19 protein-coding genes are annotated in these 24,502 nt (G+C 73.3%); 8 read left to right on the forward strand and 11 right to left on the reverse strand.

From position 1 onward, the window contains the following. The first annotated feature begins 93 nt into the window (after positions 1-93). The 3 genes from J8N05_RS11870 (at position 94) to J8N05_RS11880 (ending at position 5,668) form a co-directional block, all read left to right on the forward strand. On the forward strand, positions 94-2,892 hold the full coding sequence (locus tag J8N05_RS11870) for an alpha/beta fold hydrolase (protein WP_210882462.1): 2,799 nt from the start codon (positions 94-96) through the stop codon (positions 2,890-2,892). Beyond that, entirely contained in the window at positions 2,889-3,752 is an 864-nt protein-coding gene (locus J8N05_RS11875; RefSeq protein ID WP_210882463.1) for an ABC transporter permease, read from the forward strand. Before J8N05_RS11870 ends, J8N05_RS11875 begins: the two co-directional genes overlap by 4 nt. Positions 3,753-4,075: 323 nt before the next feature. Further along, positions 4,076-5,668 carry a vWA domain-containing protein gene (locus J8N05_RS11880; protein WP_247706705.1) on the forward strand — a complete coding sequence of 531 codons (1,593 nt, stop codon included), beginning with the start codon at positions 4,076-4,078 and terminating at the stop codon, positions 5,666-5,668. 527 nt (positions 5,669-6,195) lie between these two features. On the opposite strand, the gene J8N05_RS11885 is transcribed toward J8N05_RS11880, so the two are convergent. After that, positions 6,196-7,953, reverse strand: coding sequence for a hypothetical protein (locus J8N05_RS11885; RefSeq protein WP_210882465.1), 1,758 nt, complete (start codon positions 7,951-7,953; stop codon positions 6,196-6,198). Between the two features lie 143 nt (positions 7,954-8,096). On the opposite strand from J8N05_RS11885, the gene J8N05_RS11890 reads away from it, so the two are divergent. Next, positions 8,097-10,118 carry an AMP-dependent synthetase/ligase gene (locus J8N05_RS11890; RefSeq protein WP_210882466.1) on the forward strand — a complete coding sequence of 674 codons (2,022 nt, stop codon included), beginning with the start codon at positions 8,097-8,099 and terminating at the stop codon, positions 10,116-10,118. 67 nt (positions 10,119-10,185) lie between these two features. Here the strand turns inward: J8N05_RS11890 and J8N05_RS11895 are convergent, their stop codons facing one another. Both J8N05_RS11895 and J8N05_RS11900 read right to left on the reverse strand, forming a co-directional pair. Next, the gene (locus J8N05_RS11895; RefSeq protein WP_107016147.1) at positions 10,186-10,596 is read right to left on the reverse strand and encodes a rodlin; all 411 of its coding nucleotides are present in this window, start codon (positions 10,594-10,596) and stop codon (positions 10,186-10,188) included. 195 nt (positions 10,597-10,791) lie between these two features. Next, a complete protein-coding gene (locus tag J8N05_RS11900) occupies positions 10,792-11,205 on the reverse strand; it encodes a rodlin (RefSeq protein WP_107016148.1) in 414 nt (137 codons plus the stop codon). A 252-nt stretch (positions 11,206-11,457) separates the two neighbouring features. On the opposite strand from J8N05_RS11900, the gene J8N05_RS11905 reads away from it, so the two are divergent. The 3 genes from J8N05_RS11905 to J8N05_RS11915 all read left to right on the forward strand — a co-directional run bounded on the left by J8N05_RS11905 (position 11,458) and on the right by J8N05_RS11915 (position 13,415). Continuing rightward, complete coding sequence (locus J8N05_RS11905; protein ID WP_210882467.1) at positions 11,458-11,874, forward strand: rodlin; 417 nt, start codon at positions 11,458-11,460, stop codon at positions 11,872-11,874. A 264-nt stretch (positions 11,875-12,138) separates the two neighbouring features. After that, positions 12,139-12,396 (forward strand): chaplin, encoded by a 258-nt coding sequence (locus tag J8N05_RS11910; protein ID WP_210882469.1) that lies wholly within the window; start codon positions 12,139-12,141, stop codon positions 12,394-12,396. Positions 12,397-12,500: 104 nt separating this feature from the next. Next, positions 12,501-13,415: a chaplin gene (locus tag J8N05_RS11915; protein WP_247706239.1), complete on the forward strand. Its 915-nt coding sequence runs from the start codon at positions 12,501-12,503 to the stop codon at positions 13,413-13,415. 72 nt (positions 13,416-13,487) lie between these two features. Here the strand turns inward: J8N05_RS11915 and J8N05_RS11920 are convergent, their stop codons facing one another. Continuing rightward, positions 13,488-14,747, reverse strand: coding sequence for an NAD(P)-binding domain-containing protein (locus tag J8N05_RS11920; protein ID WP_210882471.1), 1,260 nt, complete (start codon positions 14,745-14,747; stop codon positions 13,488-13,490). Then, complete coding sequence (locus J8N05_RS11925; protein ID WP_210882473.1) at positions 14,747-15,976, reverse strand: carboxylate--amine ligase; 1,230 nt, start codon at positions 15,974-15,976, stop codon at positions 14,747-14,749. The genes J8N05_RS11920 and J8N05_RS11925 overlap by 1 nt, the downstream gene beginning before the upstream one ends. Positions 15,977-16,133: 157 nt before the next feature. On the opposite strand from J8N05_RS11925, the gene J8N05_RS11930 reads away from it, so the two are divergent. Beyond that, positions 16,134-17,444 (forward strand): glycoside hydrolase family 26 protein, encoded by a 1,311-nt coding sequence (locus J8N05_RS11930; protein ID WP_210882475.1) that lies wholly within the window; start codon positions 16,134-16,136, stop codon positions 17,442-17,444. A 34-nt stretch (positions 17,445-17,478) separates the two neighbouring features. On the opposite strand, the gene J8N05_RS11935 is transcribed toward J8N05_RS11930, so the two are convergent. The 6 genes from J8N05_RS11935 to J8N05_RS11960 form a co-directional block, all read right to left on the reverse strand. Next, entirely contained in the window at positions 17,479-18,645 is a 1,167-nt protein-coding gene (locus J8N05_RS11935; RefSeq protein ID WP_247706240.1) for a GNAT family N-acetyltransferase, read from the reverse strand. Next, on the reverse strand, positions 18,642-19,298 hold the full coding sequence (locus J8N05_RS11940; RefSeq protein WP_210882477.1) for a YveK family protein: 657 nt from the start codon (positions 19,296-19,298) through the stop codon (positions 18,642-18,644). The genes J8N05_RS11935 and J8N05_RS11940 overlap by 4 nt, the downstream gene beginning before the upstream one ends. Next, complete coding sequence (locus tag J8N05_RS11945) at positions 19,295-20,431, reverse strand: glycosyltransferase (RefSeq protein WP_210882478.1); 1,137 nt, start codon at positions 20,429-20,431, stop codon at positions 19,295-19,297. The genes J8N05_RS11940 and J8N05_RS11945 overlap by 4 nt, the downstream gene beginning before the upstream one ends. Continuing rightward, on the reverse strand, positions 20,428-21,147 hold the full coding sequence (locus J8N05_RS11950; protein ID WP_210890145.1) for a polysaccharide deacetylase family protein: 720 nt from the start codon (positions 21,145-21,147) through the stop codon (positions 20,428-20,430). Before J8N05_RS11950 ends, J8N05_RS11945 begins: the two co-directional genes overlap by 4 nt. Positions 21,148-21,238: 91 nt before the next feature. Further along, positions 21,239-23,164, reverse strand: a complete 1,926-nt coding sequence (murJ, locus tag J8N05_RS11955) for a murein biosynthesis integral membrane protein MurJ (RefSeq protein ID WP_210882479.1) — start codon at positions 23,162-23,164, stop codon at positions 21,239-21,241. Next, positions 23,161-24,501, reverse strand: coding sequence for an O-antigen ligase family protein (locus tag J8N05_RS11960; RefSeq protein WP_407699898.1), 1,341 nt, complete (start codon positions 24,499-24,501; stop codon positions 23,161-23,163). The genes murJ and J8N05_RS11960 overlap by 4 nt, the downstream gene beginning before the upstream one ends. Between the last annotated feature and the right edge of the window lies 1 nt (position 24,502).

Below are 24,502 nucleotides of genomic sequence, written 5' to 3' on the forward strand. Positions count from 1 at the left end.
GTACATGTGACAGCCCTCGTACTCCTACGGGATACCGCCAACCTCCCCCCACCGACCCCACCCCCGCCCGGCAGGGCCCCGTACGGTTGAACCATGGATCTTCGATTGCCCGCAGCACCACGACGGTGGTTGCGAGGGCCGCGCCGGTTGACCGCCGCGGCCCTCGTCGTCGTGCTCGCCGGCGCCGGGACATGGACCGCGGTCGCCTCCGACGGCGCACCCGCGGTGCACCGCGCCGACCGCGTCATCCCCACGGCGGACGGAGTGAGGATCGACACGTCGTACTTCACCTCCGGCTCCACCTCCGCTCGTTCCGGCGACCGCCGCCCCGCCGTCCTGCTGACCCACGGCTTCGGCGGCGACAAGGAGGACGTACGCGAGCAGGCGGAGGACCTCGCCCGAGACGGCTACGCGGTCCTGACCTGGTCGTCCCGCAGCTTCGGCAGGTCCACCGGCAAGATCGGCCTGAACGACCCGAAGGGCGAGGTCGCCGACGTCTCCAAGCTCGTCGACTGGCTCGCGAAGCGCCCCGAGGTCCAGCTCGACAAGGCCGGCGACCCCCGGGTGGGCGTCGCCGGAGCCTCGTACGGCGGCGCGGTCTCCCTCCTCGCGGCCGGTTACGACCAGCGGGTGGACGCCATCGCACCCGCGATCACGTACTGGAACCTCTCGGACGCCCTGTTCCCGAACGGCGTCTTCAAGAAGCTCTGGGCCGGGATGTTCATCAACTCCGGCGGCGGCTGCGACAAGTTCGAGCCCCGGCTCTGCGAGATGTACGAGCGTGTCGCGGAGTCCGGGAAGCCAGACGCCGCGGCCATGAAGCTCCTTGAGGAGCGCAGTCCCTCCGCCGTCGGCGACCGCATCAAGGTCCCCACGCTCATCATGCAGGGCCAGACCGACTCCCTCTTCCCGCTCGGCCAGGCCGACAGGATCGCCAAGGCGATCAAGGCCAACGGCGCCCCCGTGGACGTCGACTGGATCGCCGGCGGCCACGACGGCGGCGACATGGAGACGGACCGCGTCCAGGCCCGCGTGACCTCGTGGTTCGACCGCTACCTCAAGGACGACGAGAACGCCGACACGGGCCCCGCGTTCCGGGTCACCCGCACCGGCGGCATCGACTCGACCGACGGCGGCGCCCAGTTGCGCGGCGCCGACGCGGACACCTACCCCGGCCTGACCGGCGGCGACCGCGAGGTGGCGCTGAGCGGACGCGAGCAGGAGTTCTCCAACCCCGCGGGCGCCAGCCCGCCCGGCATCTCGGCCCTCCCCGGTCTCGGCGGCGCCGGCGGCCTCTCCCAGCTGTCCTCGCTCGGCGTCGGGGTGTCGCTCGACTTCCCCGGCCAGTTCGCGCGCTTCGACTCCGAGGCCGTGACCAAGGACCTGCGGATCACCGGCTCGCCCACCGTGACGGTGAACGTGAAGTCGACGACCGACGAGGCCGTCCTCTTCGCCAAGGTGTACGACGTCGGCCCCGGCGGCCGGCAGCAGGTCCTGCCGTCCCAGCTGGTCACCCCGGTCCGGGTCGCGACCGGCGACAGCGGCAAGGACGTACGCCTCACCCTGCCCGCCATCGACCACGAGGTGCGCAAGGGTCACCATCTGCGCCTGGTCCTCGCCTCGACCGACCTCGGCTACGCGTCCCCGGCGGCCCCGGCCACGTACACCGTCTCCGTGCGGAGCGACCTCGCCGTGCCGACCGCGCCCGGATTGACGACCGGGGCGGCGGGGCTGCCCGCCTGGGTGTGGTGGTTGCCGATCGCCGGCGCGCTGACCGCGCTGGCCCTGCTGCTGACGGGCCGTCGCCGCACCACCGCGACCCCGCCCGACCCGGCGCTCGCCGAAGTCCCCCTCCAGATCACCGACCTGGGCAAGCGGTACGCGAAGTCGTCGGACCGCTATGCCGTACGGGACCTGTCGTTCCGCGTGGAGAAGGGCCAGGTACTCGGTCTGCTCGGCCCGAACGGCGCGGGCAAGACCACCACCCTGCGCATGCTCATGGGCCTCATCAAGCCCGACGCCGGCGAGATCCGGGTCTTCGGGCACGCGATCCGGCCGGGCTCACCGGTCCTCTCCCGGGTCGGCGCCTTCGTGGAGGGCGCGGGCTTCCTGCCGCACCTGTCCGGCCGCGAGAACCTCGACCTGTACTGGCAGGCCACCGGACGTCCGCCCGAGGACGCCCACCTGGAGGAGGCGCTGGAGATCGCGGGCCTCGGGGACGCGCTGTCCCGCGCGGTCCGCACGTACTCCCAGGGCATGCGGCAGCGCCTCGCCATCGCCCAGGCCATGCTCGGCCTGCCCGACCTGCTGATCCTCGACGAACCGACGAACGGCCTCGACCCGCCCCAGATCCGCGAGATGCGCGAGGTCATGATCCGTTACGCCGCCGCGGGGCGCACGGTCATCGTGTCCAGCCATCTCCTCGCCGAGGTCGAGCAGTCCTGCACGCATCTGGTCGTCATGGACCGCGGCCGGCTCGTCCAGGCCGGCCCGGTCCACGAGATCATCGGCTCCGGCGACACCCTCCTCGTCGGCCTCGCGGCCGACATCCCGGACCCGCTGGTGGAGAAGGTGGCGGCACTCCCGGGCATCGACTCGGCGCTCCGCACGGACGACGGCCTGCTGATACGGCTGTCGGCGCGCGGCCCGGTGACGGTGGACTCCGGGGCGGCGGGTTCCGAGGTGGCGGGTTCCGGGGCGGTGGGTTCCGGGGCGGCGAGTCCGGGAACGGCGGTTTCCGGAACTGAGGTCTCCGGAACACCCGTCGACGACTCCGCGGCAGCCGCCCGGCTCCTCGTGGAGCTGGTCCGGCTGGAAGTGCCGGTGGCCTCCCTCGGCCCCCACCGCCGCCTGGAGGACGCGTTCCTGACCCTGATCGGAGGCTCCGCGTGAGCACACTTGTCGAGCGTGCCGAGACGGCGGACGGCTACCGGGCCGGGCGGACCCTGCCGCTGCGGGTCGAGCTGATGCGCCAGCTGAAGCGCCGCCGCACGCTGATCATGGGGGCGATCCTCGCCGCCCTGCCGTTCGTGCTGGTCGTGGCCTTCGCGATCGGCGGCCAGCCGGAGGGCCGCGAGGGCCGGGTCACCCTCATGGACACGGCCACGGCGTCGGGCGCCAACTTCGCCGCGACGAACCTCTTCGTCTCGGCGGGCTTCCTGCTGGTCGTCCCGGTCGCGCTGTTCTGCGGCGACACCGTCGCCTCGGAGGCCAGCTGGTCCTCCCTGCGCTATCTGCTCGCCGCGCCCGTGCCCAGGGCCCGCCTCCTGTGGTCCAAGCTCGTGGTCGCGCTCGGCCTCAGCCTCGCCGCGATGGTGCTGCTGCCGGTCGTCGCACTGCTGGTGGGCTCGGTCGCGTACGGCTGGGGTCCGCTGGAGATCCCCACCGGGGGCTCCCTGTCCGCGGGCACCGCGGCCCAGCGCCTGGTGATCGTGATCGCGTTCATCTTCGCGTCCCAACTGGTCACCGCCGGGCTCGCGTTCTGGCTGTCGACGAAGACCGACGCCCCGCTGGGCGCGGTGGGCGGCGCGGTCGGCCTGACGATCGTCGGGAACGTACTGGACGCCGTCACCGCCCTCGGCGACTGGCGCCACTTCCTGCCCGCGCACTGGCAGTTCGCGTGGGCCGACGCGGTGCAGCCCACCCCCGAATGGGGCGGCATGATCCAGGGCACGGCCGTCTCGGTCACGTACGCGCTGGTGCTGTTCGCCCTGGCGTTCCGCGGGTTCGCCCGCAAGGACGTGGTGTCGTAGAAGCCCCGTAAAGCGGCTTCTGTCCTCCCCTCCCGGTGCCCCTCGGACCCTCCGGTGACTCCCAGGTCTCCGGAGGGTCACCCACCGGTCTCGACCGGCGTCCACCGTGGCCGCATCGAGATCCATCCGCAACGCCTCGGGCCGCTCCTTCCGCCCGCCCCGGCCGTCACAGTCACAGACGTCGGCTCACAGCGGTCACCGAGGGGACACACATGAGGCGCACCGAACGGCAACGGACAGAGCGGCAGGACACGCGGGGAGGACCGCCGGGCGCGCGGCGACCGCGCGTACGCGTGCGCCGGCGGGGGCGGCGCGTGCGTGGCGTGTTCGTCGCGGCGACCGTCTCGCTCGGACTCCTGCTCACCGCCTGCGGCGGCGGCATCGGCGACGACTCGAAAGACCGGGGCAGTGGCAGGACCCGGGAGGACAACGGGTTCCCGGCCCCCGCCCCGGCCCAGCCGACGGCCCCGCCGGCCACGGGCGGGGGAACCGATCAGGGCTACGAGGACGACGAGGGCAAGGGCGAACTCCGGGAGAGCGCGCCCCCGGCCGACTACCTCTCCACGTTCGCCCTGGACGTCGACACCGCGTCGTACGGGTACGCGCGCCGAACCCTGCGGGAGGGGCGGCGGCCCGATCCGTCGACGGTCCGCCCCGAGGAATTCATCAACAGCTTCCGCCAGAACTACGAGCGCCCCGACGGCAACGGCTTCACGGTCACGATGGACGGCGCGCGCACGGCCGCCCCCGAGGACGGGTTCGAGGACGGCATCGAAGAGGAGAGCCGGGACTGGCGCTTCCTCCGGGTCGGCCTGGCCACCCGGGAGGCCGAGGACAGCGGCGAACGGCGGCCCGCAGCCCTGACCTTCGTCATCGACGTCTCCGGCTCGATGGCCGAACCGGGCCGCCTGGACCTGGCCAAGGAATCCCTCGACGTGATGACGGACCGGCTGCGCGACGACGACGCGGTCGCGCTGGTCAGCTTCAGCGACGAGGCGCGGACCGTGCTGCCGATGACACGCCTGGGCGACCACCGGGGCCGCGTCCACGAGGCGATCGACACCCTCGAACCCACCGACTCGACCAACCTCGGCGCGGGCGTCACGACCGGCTACCGTACGGCCGTCGAGGGGCTGCGGGAAGGCGCCACCAACCGGGTCGTACTGCTCTCCGACGCCCTCGCCAACACCGGCGAGACCGACGCCGACGCCATCCTCGACCGGATCGGGGACGCCCGCCGCGAGCACGGCATCACGCTCTTCGGGGTCGGCGTGGGCAGCGACTACGGCGACGCGCTGATGGAACGCCTCGCGGACAAGGGGGACGGGCACACGACGTACGTGTCCGGGGCGGAGGAGGCGCGCACGGTCTTCTGCGACGAGTTGCCGCGCAACATCGACCTGACGGCGAGGGACGCGAAGGCGCAGGTGTCCTTCGACCCCGTCACCGTGGACCAATTCCGTCTGATCGGCTACGACAACCGTCAGGTCGCCGACGAGGACTTCCGCGACGACCGGGTGGACGGCGGCGAGACGGGTCCGGGGCACACGGTGACGGCGCTGTACGCGGTGCGGGTCAAGCCCGGTGCGAGGGGGCACGTGGCGACGGCGACCGTGCGGTGGCTGGACCCTTCCACCCGTGTCCCGCACGAGGAGACGGGCTGGGTGGAGGCGGACGCGCTCGACGGTCCGCTGTGGACCACGACGACCGCACGAAGCGGGCTCCAGGTGACGGCGGTCGCGGCGTACTTCGCGGACGCGCTCCGCTCGGGTGACGGTCGGTGGAGTGCGCTGCCGGGGGCACTGCCGCTGGGCGAACTGGGCCGCCGCGCCTCGCATCTGGCCGCCACCACGGAGAGCCGCGCGATCCAAGACTTGTCAAACACGATCACCCAGGCAACAACCCTGCCCAGTTAACCCCCCGCGCCCCTGAGGGACGGGGCCTTGAGGTCGCCATCTAGGTGCGGCCCGGTGGGGGCTGATCGCGCAGTTCCCCGCGCCCCTGAGGGGCGTGGCCTTGAGGTCGCTGTGCAGGTGCGGCCCGGTGGGGGCTGGCCGCGCAGTTCCCCGCGCCCCTAAAAGCCGGCCCGTGCCCCGTGAGGGGCGCGGGGAACGGCGCGGGTCACCCCCACGGACCGGCACGTCGGTTCGGTGCGCAGCCCCCCGCCCCGTGAGGGGCGCGGGGAACGGCGCGGGTCACCCCCACGGACCGGCACGTCGGTTCGGTGCGCAGCCCCCCGCCCCGTGAGGGGCGCGGGGAACGGCGCGGCCAACCCCCACGGACCGGCACGTCCGCGCGGCGCGCAGCCACCCACCCCCTAAGGGGCGCGGGGAACGGCGCGGGTCACCCCCACCCACCCGCACGTCCGCCCGGCGCGCAACCACCCACCCCCGAAGGCACGCGGACACGCACCCGCAGTCGACAGCCAACCCCCGACCGGAGGTCACCCGCACAGCTTCCTCTCCGCGAGAAGCGGATCGTTCGGGAACCGAAACGACGTCCGCTCCCACGAACCCACCGCGTTCCGCAGGAACCGCCCCGCCGTCAACCGCCCCCGAACAGCCCCCTCCAGCTCGGCCAGAGCCCCGCACCGCAACGCCCGCCGCGCAGCGCCCACCTCGGCGGCCGAGACCCCGGCGGGCGGCATCCCCACCCCCCGGTCGGCCACCAGCCAGGCCGCCGGCAGGTGCTTGTCGTGGCCCACCCGCCCCGCCCCGACCCGCTCGGAATGCGCCGCCAGGGGATACGCGAGCCCGATCGGATCCAGCGCGGCCCCGTCGAGCGGAACGACCGAGCCGTTGAGTCCCAGGACCACATAACTCGCCGTCACCCCGCCGGAGGAGCCCCGGACCCACCCGTCCTTGCCCAGCACCAGCACCGGCGCCCCCGACCGGCCGGCCGCCGCCACCGCACGCGCGTACCGCAAGTGGTGCGGCGCCCCCGCGAAGGTGTGCCGCACGGGATGCGGATCGGCGTTGTGCCGCACGTACACCCCGCGCTCGTCCGCGATCCCCGCCGGCCCGATCTGCCCGCCGTACGGCATCCGCAGCCAGCCCGCGCAGACCACCGCCCACAGCCCGACGCCGACCGCCGCCAACGTGCCCACCCGCGTCACCGGGACGACGAACACGGGCAGCAGCATCAGCAGCAGCCCGGGCAGCAGCATGCGCCCGTGCATGAAGTCACCGCCGACCTTCACGACGTACAGCCAGCACAGCAGCCCGGCGACGACGGGCGCGAGTGCGGGCACGACCCGCACCACTCCCGACACGCGCAGACCCCCCGGCCCGCGCAAGCTCCCGCGGGCCGGAACGAGCGCCACCGCCACGAACAGCACCGGCACCCACAGCAGATACGGCTGCGCGAAGTCCCCGAGGTAGATCAGCCCCCGCCCCCACAGACTCCGCGAGGCCTCCTTCGTCACGGCGGGCAGCGGCACCAGATGTCCGTAGTACCCGGCCCGGAACACCTCGTACGCGACCGGCAGTGCCCCCGCCGCCCCCGCCCCCGCGAACGCCCCCCGCCACGACGGCCGTACGAGCAGCCACTGGGCGCCCAGGAACACCACGGTCACCAGCCCCAGATCGGGCCGCACCAGAGGACCGAGCCCGATGACGAATGACGTGACGAGCGAGGCCGGCCTCGTCGTCAGCGCCAGCCACGCGCCCGCGATCCAGCACGTCGCGAGCCCCGTCTCCAGCCCCGAGGTCGCGAAGTCCCAGACGGGCGGCAGCCCGAGCAGCACCAGGGACCCGAGCGGCACGGCCGCCCGCCCGCCGTACGTCCGCAGCGCGCCGATCCCCGCCAGCGCGAACCCGGCCGCGGTCAGCAGCAGCCCCCCGTACACCGCCGCCGTCGCCGGATCGACCCCCGCCGCCCCGGCCGCGACGAGCAGCCACTGCCACAGGGTGCCGGTCGACGACTCGACCCGCTCACCCGCGTTGAACACGGGCCCGTTCCCCGCGAGCACCTGCCGCACGGTCCGTACGTAGATGTAGGCGTCGTCGGACATCCACCGCCGCCGGAACCCCGCGTACGCGATCAGCAGCGCGGGCACGACCCACACCGCCACCCGCAGCCGGTCCGCCCACGCGGTACCGGGACCGGACCCGGGCGGCAGGGACAGGGCGGACGACGAGGGCGGACGGTTCCTGCCGTGGAAGAAGTGCGAGGGGCGGGCGGGGGAGTGCGTCGACGTCATGATCCGTTCATCGGCCCACGTCCGGCCGAGCTTGACGGGCCTGTTGAAAATCCCCTACGCATGAGTAAGTTTACTCCGAAGTAAGTAAGCGTCACCGCAACGGGCAAGCGCCACCGCACCGAGAGCCGCCACCGGGAGCCGCCATGGGCGTACGCAGGGAACTGAAACAGGCGAAGAAGCGCACCGATCCGAGAGGCCGTGTCCAGGTCGACCTCACGAGGGACGGGAGCGGCACGGTCCGTGAGGCGCGCATGCCCGCCCTCGCCCCGACCACCACCACCGGCAGCATCGCCGACCTGCCCTTCGCCAACGCGGCCGAGGCACCCGACGCCGTGGTCCTGCGCCGCGCCGAACGCGGCACCTGGCAGCCGGTGACCGCCACCGCCTTCGCCCGTGAAGTCACCGCCGTGGCCAAGGGGTTGATCGCGGCGGGTCTCGAACCGGGCGGCCGCGTGGCGGTGATGTCCCGTACCCGCTACGAGTGGACGCTGCTCGACTTCGCGATCTGGGCCGCGGGCGGCCTGTCCGTCCCGGTGTATCCCACCTCCTCGCCCCAGCAGATCGAGTGGATCGTCCGGGACTCCGCCGCCCGTCTCGTCGTCGTCGAGACACCGGAGAACGCGGCGGCGGTCACGACCGGCACGGCCGACCACCCGGCACCCCCGCGCATCTGGCAGCTCGACGCCGAGGCCGACGGGGCCGCCGAGGTTGACCGCGAGGGAACCGTTCGCGGTGGCGCCGTCGCCGAACTGACCGCCCTCGGACGCGACCTGCCCGACGACGAGGTCACCAAGCGCCGCGCCGCCCTGAACCCCGACACCGTCGCGACGATCTGCTACACCTCCGGCACCACCGGCCGGCCCAAGGGCTGCGTCCTCACCCACGCCAACCTGTACGCCGAGGCCGCCAACACCGTCGAACTCCTCCACCCCGTCTTCAAGGAGGTCACCGGCCAGCAGGCCTCGACCCTCCTCTTCCTGCCCCTCGCCCACATCCTGGGCCGCACCCTCCAGATCTCCTGTCTGATGGCACGGATCGAGCTGGGCCACTTCCCGAGCATCAAGCCCGACGAACTCCGCCCGGCGCTCAGGGAGTTCCGGCCCACTTTCCTGGTCGGCGTGCCCTACCTCTTCGAGAAGATCCACGGCACCGGCCGCGCCACCGCCGAACGCATCGGCCGCGGCGCCTCCTTCGACCGCGCCCACCGCGTCGCCGTCCGCTTCGGCGAACTGCACCTGGACAGGTTCCTCGGCCGCGGCAAGGGGCCGGGCCTCGGTCTCTACGCCGCCTGGGCCCTGTACGACCTGCTGGTCTACCGCCGTGTCCGCAAGGAGATCGGCGGCCGTACGCGCTATGCCATCAGCGGCGGCTCCCCGCTCGACCGCGAGCTCAGCCTCTTCTTCTACGCCGCCGGCATCCTCGTCTACGAGGGCTACGGGCTGACGGAGACCACGGCCGCCGCGACCATCGTGCCGCCCCTGCGGCCCCGCCCGGGCACGGTGGGCCTTCCCGTACCGGGCACGGCCGTCAGGATCGCCGACGACGGCGAGGTGCTCATCAAGGGCGGCATCGTCTTCGGCGCCTACTGGAACGACCCGGCCGCCACCGACGCCGTCCTGACCGACGACTGGTTCGCCACCGGCGACCTGGGCTCGCTCGACGAGGACGGCTACCTCACCATCACCGGCCGCAAGAAGGACATCCTCGTCACCTCGGGCGGCAAGAACGTCTCCCCGGCCGTCCTGGAGGACCGCCTGCGCAGCCGTCCGCCGGTCGGCCAGTGCGTGGTCGTCGGCGACAACCGCTCCTACGTCGCCGCCCTGATCACCCTGGACCGCGAGGACCTCACCCACTGGCTGTACGTCCGCGGGATGCCGGCCGACACCCCGCTGTCCGAGCTGGTCGGCGACCCGCGGTTGCGCGCCGACGTCCAGAAGGTCGTGGACCACGCGAACCAGGCCGTCTCCAGGGCCGAGTCGATCCGCGACTTCGCCCTGGTGGAGGGCGAGTTCACCGAGGACAACGGCCTGCTGACCCCGTCCCTGAAGATCAAGCGCCACGCGGTGACGGAGGCGTACGCCTCGGACATCGACGCGCTCTACGCCAACCCGTCACCCGCACCGGAACAGCAGTACACACGGGAATCGCCCGCACCGGAACGGTGAACACGGGAACAGCGGGCCACCCCGAAGGGTGACCCGCTGTTCGCGGAGCATGGTGGAGCTGGGAAGGTCAGCTTCCGGCAGCGCCGTTGCCCGACAGCACCGGGATGTTGTCCAGGATGTGCGACAGGGGCTCGTCGCCCTTCGCCTGGGTGGAGTTCTCGGTGCACTGCTGGTTCTGCGGGGCCGACAGGATCGGCACGTCCTGGAGGACGGTGACGGGCACCAGGCCGACGAGCGAGGCCAGGTTGGCCTTGACCGGCAGACCGACACACGGCTTGTTGAGCGAGCCCTGCACGAGGGAGAGCTGGGGGCTCATCTTGCCGTGCGTGGCCTGGTTGCCGTACTTCTGGACGGAACCGTTGCCGTTGGCGGTGGTGACGCCGTCGTCGTTGCCGATGGCCAGCGCCTGGGGCGCGGCGACGGCCGACAGACCGGCGACAGAGGCGGCGAGTGCCGCGGTCGCCATCAGCTTCTTCATTTTCGTTCCCTTTCGGAGAGTGGCCCCCGTAACGGAGCCGCATATTCATCAACAGTGCGGTGGACGGTGCGGTTGCGGGGTTTGCCCCGATTGGCCCACAGGCTTTCCTCGGGACCGGAGCTACGCGCCGCCGTTGACGTGGCAGGGGGAGCGGGCCGCCGGGAAGGCCGGCGGCCCACAGGGTGATGCGGCAGATCAGCTGCCGGAGGCACCGTTGCCCGAGAGCACCGGGATGTTGCTCAGGATGTGCGAGAGGGGCTCGTCGCCCTTCGCCTGCGTGGAGTTCTCGGTGCACTGCTGGTTCTGCGGGGCCGACAGGATCGGCACGTCCTGGGCGACCGTGACGGGCACCAGGCCGACGAGCGAGGCCAGGTTGGCCTTGGCGGGCAGGCCGATGCAGGGCTTGTTCAGCGAACCCTGGATGAGCGCCATCTGCGGGCTCATGTCGCCGTACGTCGCCTGGTTGCCGTAGATCTGCGCGGCGTGGTTGCCGTTGGCGGTGGTGACGCCGTTGTCGTTGCCGATCGCCATCGCCGAGGGGGCGGCGGCAGCCGTAACACCGGCGACGGAAGCGGCGACCGCCGCGGCAGCCATAACCTTCTTGATCACTTGCTGGTCCCTTCTGGAGTAACCCCGTCCACCGGAGCGACCTGGACAACTGCCCCCGGCCCGCATAGTTGCTCCGGTTCACTCCGATGGCCCATTTGGGAATGCCGTTTGTACTACGCATGCGCGCGCAGCTTTCCGTGAATTACGGACCGCCGAACGGGCCAACCGGGTGACACGTCGAAACCAATCGGCCCCCCTCCGGTTGATGCGGGAGCAGGAACACGGGTCTCTGCGCAGGAAAGGACCGGAGAAATGCTCAAGAAGGCAATGGCCACGGCGGCGGTCGCCGCCTCTGTCGTCGGTGTCGCGGCGGCGGGTGCCCCGCAGGCGCTTGCCATCGGCAACGACAGCGGCGTCACCACCGCCAACGGCAACAACGCCGAGCAGGTGTACGGCAACGCCAAGGCCGAGGGCGACATGAGCCCCCAGGGCCAGCTCGTGCAGGGCTCGCTCAACAAGCTCTGCCTCGGTGTGCCCGTCAAGGCCAACCTGGCGTCCCTCGTGGGCGTCCTGGTGCCGGTCACCGTGCTGCAGGACGTGCCGGTCCTGTCGGCGCCGCAGAACCAGCAGTGCGCCGAGAACTCCACCCAGGGCAAGGGCGACGAGCCGATCTCGCACGTCCTGGACAACATCCCGGTGCTCTCGGGCAACGGCGCCTCGGGCAGCTGACCGGTCGTCACGAGGACTGCCCGGGCCGCCCCGCCGCTCTGTGCGGCGGGGCGGCCCGTGGTTCTTCGGCGTCATGTTCCGTTTTCCTTTTCTGTCTTTATGAAGTGACGTTTCGCCGCCCATTCCGCTCCGGGCGTTCGGGTGAAATACCGGAGAGTCGCACTTTCTGTAGTTTCTTCGTCCCCCGTCCCCTCGTTCAACAGCCCGCAGGTCATGGTGCGAGTCGTTCAGGCTGGGCTCGTCCGGTTTCGGCCGTCATTGGGCATGACCGCAGAGAAAGGGAAGTACGTGAAGCACAAGAAGAGTGCCGTCGTCATCGCGGGCGCGATCATGGCCATGGGCATGGGCGCCCCGGCCTTCGCCGACTCCGAGGCCGAGGGTGCGGCCGTCGGCTCGCCCGGCGTCCTCTCCGGCAACGTTCTCCAGGTGCCCGTGCACGTTCCGGTCAACGTGTGCGGCAACTCGATCAACGTGATCGGCCTGCTGAACCCGGCGTTCGGCAACGAGTGCGTCAACGACTGACGTCGTAACGCACCAGCCGAACGGCTGAGTCACGCCGGCCTTGGACCGCATTCCGGTGCCAAGGCCGGCTTTTCCCACTTCTACCAGCAGAGAAGACAACAAAGTTGCGACAGACCCTGAGCAAGGGAATGGTCGCGGCCGCCGCCGCGACGAGCATCTTGTCCCTGTACGGCTCCCAGGCGTTCGCCGACTCGGACGTGCACGGGGTGGCGGCGGACTCGCCCGGAGTGCTGTCCGGCAACAACGTGCAGGCGCCGGTGGGCGTGCCCGTGAACGCGTGCGGCAACTCCGCGAACGCGGCCGCCGGCCTCAACCCGTCGTTCGGCAACTCCTGCGCCACCCCCACGGGCAAGCACCGCAAGCCGGACGGGCCCCGCCACGGAGCCCCGACCGGATACGGCTCGGACCACGGCCACGGCTCCCACCAGGACCAGGGATACGGCTCGGACCACGGCGGCGGCTCCGGCCACCACGGTTCGGGCCACCACGGCGGTGACCACCACGGCGGCGGTTCCGCCACGCACGGCGGTGCGCACGACGCGCCCGGTGTCGGAACGGGCAACGTCGACGAGGCCCCGGTGGACGTGCCGGCGAACGCGTGCGGCGACACCGCGGGCGCGGGCGGTCTGCTGAACCCGGCGTTCGGCGACAGGTGCGGGCACGACGGGCCGGGGGGCTACGGCGACGACGACACCCCGCCGTCCGGGCCGCCTTCGGGGCCCCCGTCCGGTCCGCCGCACACGACGCCCCCGCACACCACCCCGCCCACGACCACGCCTCCCGAGACGGGTCCGCCGGGAACGGTGCCGCCCACCACCGGGCCCCCGTCGTCGGTGCCGCCCACCACGGGTCCGCCGGGAGCGACGCCTCCGTCCCCGCCCGCCTCCGGTGCGGGCCCCTGGCCGGAGCTGGCGCAGACCGGCGTCGACGGCATGCTCGCGGCCTCGGCCGTCGGCACGGGCCTGCTGCTCGGCGGAGCGATCCTGTACCGGCGCAACCGGGCCGCCGCCCGCCGGTGACGACGCGCCGGGTGCCGGACGCCACCCGCCCGGCATCCGGCACCCGGCACATGGCGTCCGGCGTCCGCGGGGTCAGCGCCCCGCTGCCCCCAGCACCCCGCGCCGCTCCCGCGCGCCGGGCACGGGCAGCAGGGCCGGTCCCGTACGGAGCCGGCGCCGCACTCCCCGTACGAGGGTCCGGGCCGTGAACGAGGCGCCGTGCACGAACCGCATGGCCGGGCCGAAGCCGGCCGCCGTGACCAGGCCCGCCATGAAGAGCCCCGGCCAGGTCGACTCGAACTCCCGGCCCACGTAGGGCGATCCGTCGGGACACGCGCCCAGGCCCTCGTGCACGTCCGCCGTCAGGATCCCCAGGCGTTCGCGGACCGGCTTGAAGCCCGTGGCGGCGATGACGTGCTCGGTGTCCAGGGACGTCAGCCCGCCGCTCGGGCCGAGCACGTCGAGGCGTACGCCGTCCGCCGACCCGTAGGCCGCCGCGATCTCGTGGCCCAGCAGCAGTTCGACGGACGGTTCGACCCGGTCGCGGACCCACCAGGCGCCCGCGGGGCCGAGGGCCGTGGTGGCGATCCGGGCGCGGGTGGGCTCGGGCAGACGGCGGAACGCGCCGGGGCGTTCGGCGTAGAACCAGTTGCGCCAGCCGGGGCCGAGGCCGCTGTGCGGGGCGCGGGCGGACTGCCACCAGGGGCGTTCCCACGGCGGTGGCACGTCGTTCCAGGAGAGGCCGGGGGCCCGGGCCACGACCCGGACGCGGGTGCCCTGTTCGGCGAGCAGGGCCGCCGTCTCCAGCGCGGCCTGACCGCCGCCGACCACGGTGACGTCCTTGCCGACGAAGCGGTCCAGATCGCTGTGATGGCTGCTGTGCGAGACGTGCTCGGGCGTCAGCCCGCGCAGGGTCGCCGGGACTTCGGTGAAGGGGAGCACGCCGACCGCCAGCGCGACCGTCCGCGCGCGCACGGTCGTGCCGTCCTCGGTGACCGCCTCGAAACCGCCGAGGCAGGGGTGGATGCGCTCGATCGTGCGCTCGTCCACCTCCGGGACCGAGTGCCGCGCGAACCACAGCCCGTACGAGGCGAACACCTCCACCGGGATGGGCGCCCCGTGCCGGGCCTCCATCCCCTGCTGCGCGCAGTAGGCGGCCAGGCTCAGACGGCCCTCGGGGTCCGAGAGGTTGGAGGCCCACGGTTCGGACTTGAGGAACATGCCGCGGGGCATGTGGTCGCGCCAGGAGGCCATGGGCCGGCCGAACACCCGCAGGCTCAGACCGGCCGCCGCGGCATGGGAGGCGATGGACAGGCCGTAGGGGCCGGCTCCCACCACCAGCAGGTCGTACATCAGTGACTGCTCGCTTTCTCGTCGTCGGACAGGGGGGTCAGCTGAGGAGGAGGGGTCGTCGGTCGTACGTGCCGGCGGACGGCGCGCCTGCCCACATGGCGTGACCACAGCGCCCACAGGGCGGCACCGGGCGCGAGGTCGTCCCGGGCGTGCCAGGCCAGTTCGGTCCCGCGGCGGAACGCGGCCGACAGCGGCGCGTAGTTCTCCACCACGAAGGTCCGGCCCGGCAGGGGGACGGGCGACGGCAGCGGACGGTGGGTCAGGTCCAGGTGCAGCGCCCGCACCACGTCGAGCCCCGCCCCGTCGGCGAACAGCCGGAACTGCGCGCCGGGCCGCGGGTTGAAGTCGAGCAGGTGGTACGCGCCGGTCGTGCCGTCGCGGCGGAAGTCCAGGTCGAGGATGCCCCGGTAGCCGAGCTGTGCGACCAGCCGTTCGGCCAGCGCCAGCACGGCCGGGTTCGGCGTCCAGCGGCCCACCGCGGTCAGGCCCGCGCCGCGCGGCCAGGCCAGCTGCTTGCGGCCCGTGCCGCCCCCGCGCACCGCCCCGGACCGGTCCACGTACCCGTGGAAGAACCAGTCCTGGTCGGGGCCCGGTGCCAGGAACGCCTGGAGCAGCAGCCGGCTGCCCGCCTCCTCGGCCCGCCGGTACAGGGTCCGCGCCTCCTCGGCGGAGGTCAGGACCGTCGTGCTGCGCAGGTCGGAACCGGCGGGCAGCAGCCAGGGGCGGCTCCACTTCGCCACCACCGGCAGCCCCAGCCGCCGGGCCGCCGAGGCCGCCTGCGCGGGACCGTCCGGGACCAGCGTCTCCGGGTGCGGGAGGCCCGCGGACGCGCACACGGCGGCCAGTTCCGCCTTGTCCGCGACCCGCTCGGCGAGGCCCGCGGGCGCGAGGGGCAGCAGGAAGCGGGGCGCGAGTTCGGCCCGCAGCCGGTCCACGGCCACGGCGCCCGCGTCATCCATTGGGATCAGTACGGCGGGCCGGCCCACCCGCGCCGCCACTCGGCGCAACGTCGCGGCGATCTCGGACGGCGGGGCCCCGGGGGCGGGCGGCGGATGCATCCGGCACACAAAACGCGAACCGCGCACCGGACTTCCAGTGGAATCCGCGACCAGGTGTACGTCGATTCCGGCCCGGCCGAGCGAGCGTACGGCTCCCAGCGTGCCGTGGTGAAAGGGATTCCGGTCGGTGCGCAGCAGTACGGCGGGCACGCGGGTGTCGAAGGACGGCATGGGTCTGTTTCCTTGGGATCGCTTCTGTTTCTTCGCTTCTTATTTCTCACCCGTGCGAGTGAGTGGGCATTTCCCCGGCGCCCGGCCTCGGTTGGCGCAATGCGCATTCATATGACTGAGTGTCAGTGGACGGTGGAAAAGAACGCGAGGAGTGGACATGGCCCCACTGCAACGGACCCGAACCAGACGGCCGGCGTACGTCGCCGCCGTACTCACCGCCGGACTCTTCGCCTCGGCCGCCCTCGCGTCCGGGACGGGACACGCGGCGGCCGTGCGGGCGGGGGAGCCGCCCGCCCCGCCGCCGCCCGCGCCCACCGGTGTCGTGGCGCCGGTCGCCGCACCGGCCGCCGCACCGGCCGCCTCCGGACAGGCGACCCCGCCGCCCGCGCCGCCGAAGGCCCCCGAGAAACCGGCCTTCGGCGCCTACCTGGACTACGGGCCCCGCGGGGTGGCCCGGATCGCCGAGCTCAGCCGCTGGCTGGGCGGGGCCGACCTGCGCGTGGCGCACACGTATCTGCCGGGCGACCGCTGGAGCAACATCGAGGGCCTGCCCGGCTTCCTCGACGCCTGGGCGGACTGGCGGCGGGAGGAGGCCGACCGGCTGTTCGTCCTCAACGTGCCGATGCTGGAGCGCAACGAGGAGGGCGTCTCCGACCGCGAGGTCCGCGGTCTGCTGCGGCGCGGCGCGGCCGGGGAGTTCGACCACCACTTCCGCAAGCTGGCCGAGCGGCTCGTCGAGCTGGAGGTGCCCGACACCGTCATCGTGCTCGGCTGGGAAATGAACGGCATCACGTACACCCATCGCTGCGGGCCGGACCCGGAGGCCTGGAAGAAGTACTGGGACAGGATCGTCACCGCCATGAGAGCGGTGCCGGGGCAGAAGTTCCGCTTCGACTTCACGCCGAACCGCGGCCGGGACGCCATTCCCTGGACCCAGTGCTATCCGGGCGACGAGACGGTCGACGTCATCGGCATGGATTCGTACGACCAGCCGCGCGGACAGTCATTCGACGAGGCCGTTTCGGAGCCCTACGGGCTTCAGGCGCACGTCGACTTCGCGAAAGCGCACGGAAAGCCGATCTCCTATCCTGAATGGGGGCTGTTCCGAAACGGCGACAACGCGACCTACATGAGGCGCATGCTCGCCTGGCTGGACGAGCACAAGCCGCTGTACAACACGCTCACCGACTACTGCCCGCACGGTGTGTGGCAGTGCGACGACAACCCCGAGGCCTCCGAGATCTACCGGTCCGTGCTCTTCGGCCGCACCGACCAGACGCCGAAGCCCACCGACCCGACCCCGAAGCCCACGGATCCGACGCCCAAGCCGACCGACCCGCCGGGGACCACCGACCCGACGCCCGAGAAGCCGTCGAACTGCTCGCCGGTGGCCCTGGGCGACTGGGTGGAGTACTGGCTCGGCGGGAAGCTCTGCCTGCGCTTCGACTGGTGGTCGCGCAACCGCTGACCCGAAGGCGGCGAACGCGGTGGCGGCGGGCCGGTCAGGGCCTGCCGCCACCGCGTTCCCTCCAGTCGAGGAACCGGTCGAGCAGCTTCTTGCCCCTGCTGCGGGCGGCCACGTCACAGACGGCGGCGGACATCAGCGGTGCCGTCCGCCGTCTGGCCAGCAGGAAACGCTGGTTGACGACGGGCTGCGGGCGCCAGTGGTGCTTGTAGGGCTCGTTGCCGCGCAGCAGACTCAGCACCCGGCGACCGCCCGTCCCGTTGCCCGTCCCGCTGCCCGCCGCGGTGTGCTGGGCGCAGGCGTGCAGCAGCATCGTCGCCACGTCCGCCTTGCGCTCCCGCAGCTGCGGATGCGCACCGTACAGATAGCCGCCCGCCAGCCGGTCCGACAGGAGCGTCAGGTCGACCGCCACCACGGTCCCGTCCACCAGGAACTCGGTCACCACCGCGTCCCCGGCGCGGACCATCGGCCCCACCGAACGGATCAGGTGTTCGGCGAAGCGATCCTGCAGATGCTCGGACGTCACCTTGCGGCCCTGCCACTGCAGCCGGTGCAGCTCCAGGAGCCTGCGCAGCGCCGTGTCGACCTCGTCGGGGCGCACGGCCCGCCGTTCGACCCCCAGCGTGGACAGCTTGCGCAGCTTGGCGCGGACCCGCTGCTGCGCCTTGGCCGTCGCCAGCCGTCCGATCAGGTCGTCCATCGGCACGGCGGGCAGCTCCAGGCACAGCGAGTCCGGCACCTGCCGCCGGGGCCCGCGCCAGCTCGCGTACACCCGCTCCACCGCGCCCCCGGGCCGTACCTCACGGAAGTCGATCAGCGCGGTGCGCGCGGCGGCGGCCAGCCCCTCGGCCAGCGCGGCGGCCGCCCGGTCGGCGCGCTCGCCGTCCTCGATCAGCACGTCCCCGAAGTCGGAGATCGACCCGCCCAGCGGTACGAGGGCGGGCCACGGCTGCCGTACGAGCATCAGCGGGGCGGCGGCCACCAGCTCGCCGCCGTCGCGGACGAGTACGAGCCGGAGCCGGCCGGGCGTGCCGTAGGAGAGCCACCACGAGTGCAGCCACGCGTGGCTCTGGAAGGGGGTCGCCGTGCCGCAGTGCCGGTACAGCCCTCCCCACTCCTCGGCCAGCCGCCCGAACTCCCGCTCGTCCGTGCACAGTTCCGTACGCAGCTCGGTCTGCGGCTGAGCCCGCAGCGCGGCTCTCACAGCTGTCCGTGGACGTCGGCGGCGGTGGCGGGGCCCGGCACCGAGGCCGTGGGCGCGGCCCCCGGGGCGCGGCGCGGGCGGACCAGCAGCGCGAGTCCGCCGAGCAGTCCGCCGGCGCTCGCGCCGACGAGACCGGTCACCGACGCGGACGCCGAGGACGCCTCCGTGGGTTTGATCGCCCGCGAGAACTGCAGCAGCTCCACATGCGTGCTGCCCTCGGTGTCGTTCGCGTGCCGGGTCAGCGAGCGCGACACGGCGTTGGCGATGTCCGCGGCGAGGTCGGGCCGGGCGGAGGTGGCGGTCACGGCGACCATCGGCGCGTCCGGCGAGGTCGCCGTCCGCACGCTCTCCCGCAGGGTCGACACCGGTACGCCCGCCCACACCTGGGCGTCGCCGAGCACCGCGAGCTGGGTGGCGACCCGCCCGTAGGCCTGTGCGAAGCCGAGCGCCGCCGCCGGGTCCGACTGCTCGGTGGGGACGGCGATGACGTAACTCGTGGCGCTGTACTGCGGTGTCTTCAGGACGCCGTACGAGCCGCCGAGCACTCCGCCGAGGAGGGCGCCCGCGGCGAGCAGGGACCACGGGGGCAGCGCCCTGGCCCGCGCGAGTGCCGTTCCCGGCCGTCCGGTGACACGGATGGGGTTGTCGGTCATGTGGAACTCACTCCCAGAGTTGCGGCCGTGTAGATGTCCATGAGCCGGTCGGCACTGCGGGCGATGCTGTAGTGGTGGGCCGCCTCCGGCGCGGAGCGCGGCCCGGGGCCCTGCGCGCGGGCCTGCCGCACGGCCCGTACGAAGGAGTCCGCGCCGCCCTGCACCCGCCGGGCGAAGGGGGCCGCGTCCCGGGGGAGGTCGTCGACGGCCGGGCAGGAGACGTAGAGCACGGGCAGACCCGCCGCCAGGGCCTCCACCACGGCGAGCCCGAAGGCCTCCTCCGCGGACGGCGAGGCGAGGAGGTCCATGGCACCGGTCAGGGACGGCAGGTCGAGGCCGTCCGCACCGTCGGCCGACGCGGGCCCGTTGGGGCGCTCGCCGGTGAACAGCACCCGGTCGGCGACCCCCATGCGCTGCGCCGCCCGCCGCAGCACGTTCTCCTCCGGGCCGCCGCCGACCAGCAGCAGCCAGACGTCGTCCGGCAGTTCGGCCAGCGCCCGGACCAGCACCTCGAACCGCTTGCCCGCGGTGAGCCGCCCGACACCCCCGACGACGTACGCCCCCTGCGGCAGCCCCAGCCGCCGCCGGGTGCTCTCGCGCCGGGCCGCGTCGAAGCGGAAGCGGTCCACGTCGATGCCGTTCGGCACGACCTCGATGCGCGGGCCCGGCACGCCCCAGCGGCGCAGCCGTTCGGCGACCGTGGGCGAGACCGCGACCGTCGAGCGGCCGAGGCGCTCGCTGGCCAGATAGAGCGCCCGGACGCCCGGGGTGAGCCGGCGGCCCTCCATCTGCGAGTCGCCGAGCGAGTGCTCGGTGGCCACGACGGCCTTCACCCCGGCGAGGCGCGCGGCGGTCCTGCCGTACACGCAGGCCCGGTAGAGATGGGTGTGGACGACGTCGTAGCGGCCGCGGCGGATCAGCCGGGCCAGGCGCGGGAGCGCCGCGAGGTCGCGGTTGCCCTGTATGCCGAGGTGGGTGACGCGCACGCCGTCCGCGACGAGGCCCTCGGCGACCGCGCCCGGGTTGGTGAGGGTCACCACGTCGCACTCGACGGGCAGGTTGCGCACCAGCAGCCGCAGTTGCTGCTCGGCCCCGCCGACCCCGAGCCCGGTGATGACGTGCAGGGCCTTCACCGGGCCGCCTCCGTCACCGGGTCGGCCGTCAGGGGGACCGCGCGTCGGCGCAGCCGGGCCAGGCGGTACTTCAGCCCCAGCCGCCAGGAGGTGTCGTTCTCCCCGATGTGGACCCGGGGCAGGGCGAAGACGCCGGTGAGCGGGCCGGGGTCGATCGCGCACGCGTAGCCGTAACCGGCGGCCCGGACGGCGTCGGCGACCCGCCGGTCGACCGTCCCGTACGGGTAGCACATGCCCTGGACCTCACGGCCCGTCAGCTCGGAGAGCAGGGCCCGGCTGCCGCCGATCTCGGCGCCGAGCAGCGCGTCGTCGGCGAGGGTGAGGTCGACGTGGGTGAGGCCGTGCGAGGCGATCTCCAGGCCCTCGGTGTCCGCGAGCCGGCGGATGCCGTCGGCGGTGAGGAGGGGTTTGCGGGGGCCGAGCGGGTCCCACTCGTTCGTGCCGCCGAGCCTGCCCGGCAGGACGAACACGGTGGCGCCGAAACCCCAGCGCCGGAGCACCGGCAGGGCGTTGTCGGCGAAGTCCGCGTAGCCGTCGTCGAAGGTGAGGCCCACCAGGCCCCGGGCCTCGCCCCGGGCGCCGGCCGCGAGCAGCTCCGCCATGCCCACCCCGCGCAGGCCCCGGCGGTGCAGCCGGCCCAGCTGCCGGTCGAGCCGGTCGGGGGAGACCGTGATGCGGTACGGGTCGTCGGAGCAGTCGCCCACCGAGTGGTACATCGCCACCCACAGGGGCGCCGAGACCGTCCGGGTGCGTCTCTCGGTACGGGGGGCGTCGGTCGGGCCGATCGGATCGGTCGGATCGGTCGGGTCAGCGGAAACGGGCATGCGGCAGCCTTCGGGTGACGGAACGGAGGGCGGTTCGGAAGGCGGGTGCGACGGCCTGGACGCCGAGCAACCGGAGCAGCAGTACGTAGACGACGGTGACGGTCAGGCCACCGGTGGACAGGGCGAGCGCGGGCGGGTCGAAACGGCTCGCGCACAGGGCGCCCGCCACGGCCGCGCACCCGGCCGCGCGGAGCGGCTTGCTGAGTTCGTGGACGACCCGGCGGGTGTGGATCGGCACGCTGCGCCGCTCGTTCATGCCGGACAGCAGCAGCGCCGCGGTGAGGGTGATCCCGATCGCGTTGGCGGCGGCGATCCCCGACACCCCCCAGGCGCCGACGGTCGCGGCGCCGATCCACGAGGTGGCGACGATGCCCGCGGTCATCGCCGCGAGCGGGTACCAGGTGGGGCGGCCGGCCGAGAAGTACGTCCGGACGAGCGCGCCCACGAGGGTGTGGCCGAGCAGCCCCACCGAGTAGACCCGCATGACGGTCGCCGTCGCCGCCGTGTCCCGTGCGGCGAATGCGCCCCGCTGGAAGAGGAGTTCGATGATCTGCGGTGCGCACGCGAAGACCGCCGCCGCGCCCAGCAGGACTATGCACGCGGCGACCGAGACGTCGTGCTCGACGCGCTGGCGGGCCCGCTCGGTGTCGCCCTCGGCGAGCGCCTGCGCCAGCACCGGGAAGGTGACCGTGCAGAGCATCAGCGAGAGGGTCATCGGGATCTGCGCCACCTTCTGCGCGTAGTTCAGGTGCGAGATGGCCCCGGAGGGGAGGCTGGAGGCGAGGTAGCGCTCGATGAGGACCTGGGACTGTCGGCAGAGTGCGAAGAGCAGGACCGGGACGACGAGGGCGAGATTCACCGCGTGCGTCACCGACTGCTTCGGCGCCTGCTCCGAGGGCTGTTCGGCGTTCGGTCCTGCGGCCTGCGACGAGGCTCCCGCCGGGGCCACGGCCGCCGGCGCGGAGCGGTGGCGGCCGAACAACTGCCGTACGAGGGAAGGAGTCTGCGCCGCCACCATCAGGCAGCCGCCCAGCGCTACACCGATGGCCGCCGACCGTACGCCCCAGTGGCCGCCGAGCACGAACATCGCGGTGATGATGCCGGTGTTGTAGGCGACGTAGATGGCGGCCGGGGCCAGGAAGCGGCGGTGGGCGCGCAGCGCCGCGCTGCAGTAGCCGGCGAGGCCGAAGCTCAGGACGCAGGTCGCCGTCAGCCGGGTGCAGTCGACCGCGAGCCCGGGGTCGGGCAGTCCCGGCGCGAGCCCCGCGACCAGATAGGGCGCCCCGGCGATCAGCAGTGCGGCGACCCCCACGAGGACCAGCGCGATACGGGGCAGGGTGGAGGCGACGAGTGCGCGAACGGGGTCCCCGCCGCTGCCGCTGCCGCTGCCGCTGCCGGTTCCGCGGGCCCGCCGGGCCACGGCCAGGCTGAACGCCGGGACCAGCACGAAGGCCATCCCGTCCTCGATCAGCAGCGTCGCCGCGACCTCCGGCACGGTCCACGCGACCAGGAAGGCGTCCGTCTCGGTGCCGGCCCCGAAGAGATGCGCGAGCGCCTGGTCCCGGCCGAGGCCGAGCAGCGCGCCCGCGATGGAGAGGGCGGCGGTGACCAGCGTGGCCTTGGCGAGGAACCCGCGGGTGGGCGGGGGGACTTCGGCGGGGCGGTCCGCGGCGGACGCGCTGCCGGACGAGACGGGTGCGGCGCTCGCCGGAGCGGTGCCGGTGGGTGTGGCCCCGCCATGCGCGGCGCCGGCCGTCGCCGCACGGGCGCCGGGCAACTGGACCTCGTCCTCGCCCCCGGTCCCTGCTTCGGTCCCGCCCGCGGCCCCGGATTCGGTTCCGGTCCGCCGACGGCGGCCGGCTCGCGCCGTCGTTCCCTCGTCCCCGGCCCGGGAAGGCGTCACCGTCATCGTTCCCCGGCCCCTTCGTGGGCATCCCCGTGGGCGCCCTCGTCGGCCAGTGCCCACCACGCGGCGAAGCCGAGCACCAGCGCGGTCAGCACGGTCGAGGGGCCGCCGATGTCGGCGTACACGAAGTCGACCAGCTGCCAGAGCAGCAGCCCGCAGGCGACGAGCGCGCAGTCGGGGCCGCTCGCGGAACGCCGTGCGCGGAAGAGCTTGCGGAGTCCGAGGACCAGTAGCGCCAGCCAGCTCCCGGCCAGCGCGAGCAGCCCCAGCAGGCCCTGTTCGCTGAGGATCAGCAGATACATGTTGTGCGGTGACAGCAGCGGCTGGCGCCGGAAACCGGCGCCAGCCCCGTCCGTGTCACTGCCCGACGACAGCGCGAGCGAGGCGTGCCCGTCGCGATGGTCGGGGAAGCCCTTCATCCCCACCCCGGTCAGCGGCTGGTCGCGCCACATGTCGACGGCGGCCGTCCACATCGTGTACCGGTCGGTCACCGACTGGTCCGGCGCGTCCGCGACCTGCGTGATGCTGCTGATCCGCTCCTGGAGCATCGCGGAGCCCACCCCGAGCCCGCCCACCAGGACCACCGCGGTGGCCGCCACCGCCGCGAACACCCGCACGGCCCGCCGCAGTCCGGCGAGTACGAGCTGCGCCCCGCAGGTCACGGCCGTCGCGATCCACGCGCCCCGGCTGAACGACAGCGCGAGCGGCAGCAGCAGCGCCAGCGCGCACACCGCCGCCGCGGTCCGCTGCCGCGCGGGCCCGGACCCGAGCGCGAGACCGAGCGCGCACACCAGCCCGAACGCCACCACGGCCGCCATGCCCATGATGTCCGTGGCCCCGAAGGTGCCCACGGCCCGGATCATCTCGCCCTGGTACGAGGCCCCGGTCCCGGTCACGAACTGGTGGACCCCGAGCGCCCCCTGCCACAGCGCGAGCCCGACGAGCGACCAGGCGACCAGGCGGGCGTCACGGCGGTCGCGTACCAGCAGCATCACGGCCGCCGGTACCAGCACGAAGATCTGCAGATAGCGCACGAGCCCCTCGGCCCCCACCCCGGCCGAGGCCGCGCCGGCCGTCGCCACCGCGACCCCGACGACGGGCAGCCCGAGCACCACGGCGGCGGTACGGGACAGGGGGCGTCGCCGGCCGCGTACGAGACGCAGTGCGCAGCACACCACGACCAGCCCGGACACGGCGTCGGCCAGGGTGCCGCCGCCGTCCCCGGAGACCGGCAGCGCGAGCGTCACGATCAGCGCGATCACGGGCAGCACGGGAAGGAAGCGGCGGGGCGCCGCGGTCACGACGGAGACCAGGGGCGGGGCGGGCAGGACCTGGGTCACC

Origin of the sequence: Streptomyces liliiviolaceus (assembly GCF_018070025.1) — a bacterium.
Taxonomy (GTDB): Bacteria; Actinomycetota; Actinomycetes; order Streptomycetales; family Streptomycetaceae; genus Streptomyces; species Streptomyces liliiviolaceus.

Excerpts from the sequence above, each read along its gene's own strand:
- J8N05_RS11950 (WP_210890145.1), bottom strand. The coding sequence starts at position 21,147 with ATGTACCACTCGGTGGGCGACTGCTCCGACGACCCGTACCGCATCACG.
- J8N05_RS11895 (WP_107016147.1), bottom strand. The coding sequence starts at position 10,596 with ATGAAGAAGCTGATGGCGACCGCGGCACTCGCCGCCTCTGTCGCCGGT.
- J8N05_RS11905 (WP_210882467.1), top strand. The coding sequence starts at position 11,458 with ATGCTCAAGAAGGCAATGGCCACGGCGGCGGTCGCCGCCTCTGTCGTC.
- J8N05_RS11890 (WP_210882466.1), top strand. The coding sequence starts at position 8,097 with ATGGGCGTACGCAGGGAACTGAAACAGGCGAAGAAGCGCACCGATCCG.
- J8N05_RS11930 (WP_210882475.1), top strand. The coding sequence starts at position 16,134 with ATGGCCCCACTGCAACGGACCCGAACCAGACGGCCGGCGTACGTCGCC.
- J8N05_RS11910 (WP_210882469.1), top strand. The coding sequence starts at position 12,139 with ATGACCGCAGAGAAAGGGAAGTACGTGAAGCACAAGAAGAGTGCCGTC.
- J8N05_RS11925 (WP_210882473.1), bottom strand. The coding sequence starts at position 15,976 with ATGCCGTCCTTCGACACCCGCGTGCCCGCCGTACTGCTGCGCACCGAC.
- J8N05_RS11940 (WP_210882477.1), bottom strand. The coding sequence starts at position 19,298 with ATGACCGACAACCCCATCCGTGTCACCGGACGGCCGGGAACGGCACTC.
- J8N05_RS11885 (WP_210882465.1), bottom strand. The coding sequence starts at position 7,953 with ATGACGTCGACGCACTCCCCCGCCCGCCCCTCGCACTTCTTCCACGGC.
- J8N05_RS11870 (WP_210882462.1), top strand. The coding sequence starts at position 94 with ATGGATCTTCGATTGCCCGCAGCACCACGACGGTGGTTGCGAGGGCCG.
- murJ (WP_210882479.1), bottom strand. The coding sequence starts at position 23,164 with ATGACGGTGACGCCTTCCCGGGCCGGGGACGAGGGAACGACGGCGCGA.
- J8N05_RS11920 (WP_210882471.1), bottom strand. The coding sequence starts at position 14,747 with ATGTACGACCTGCTGGTGGTGGGAGCCGGCCCCTACGGCCTGTCCATC.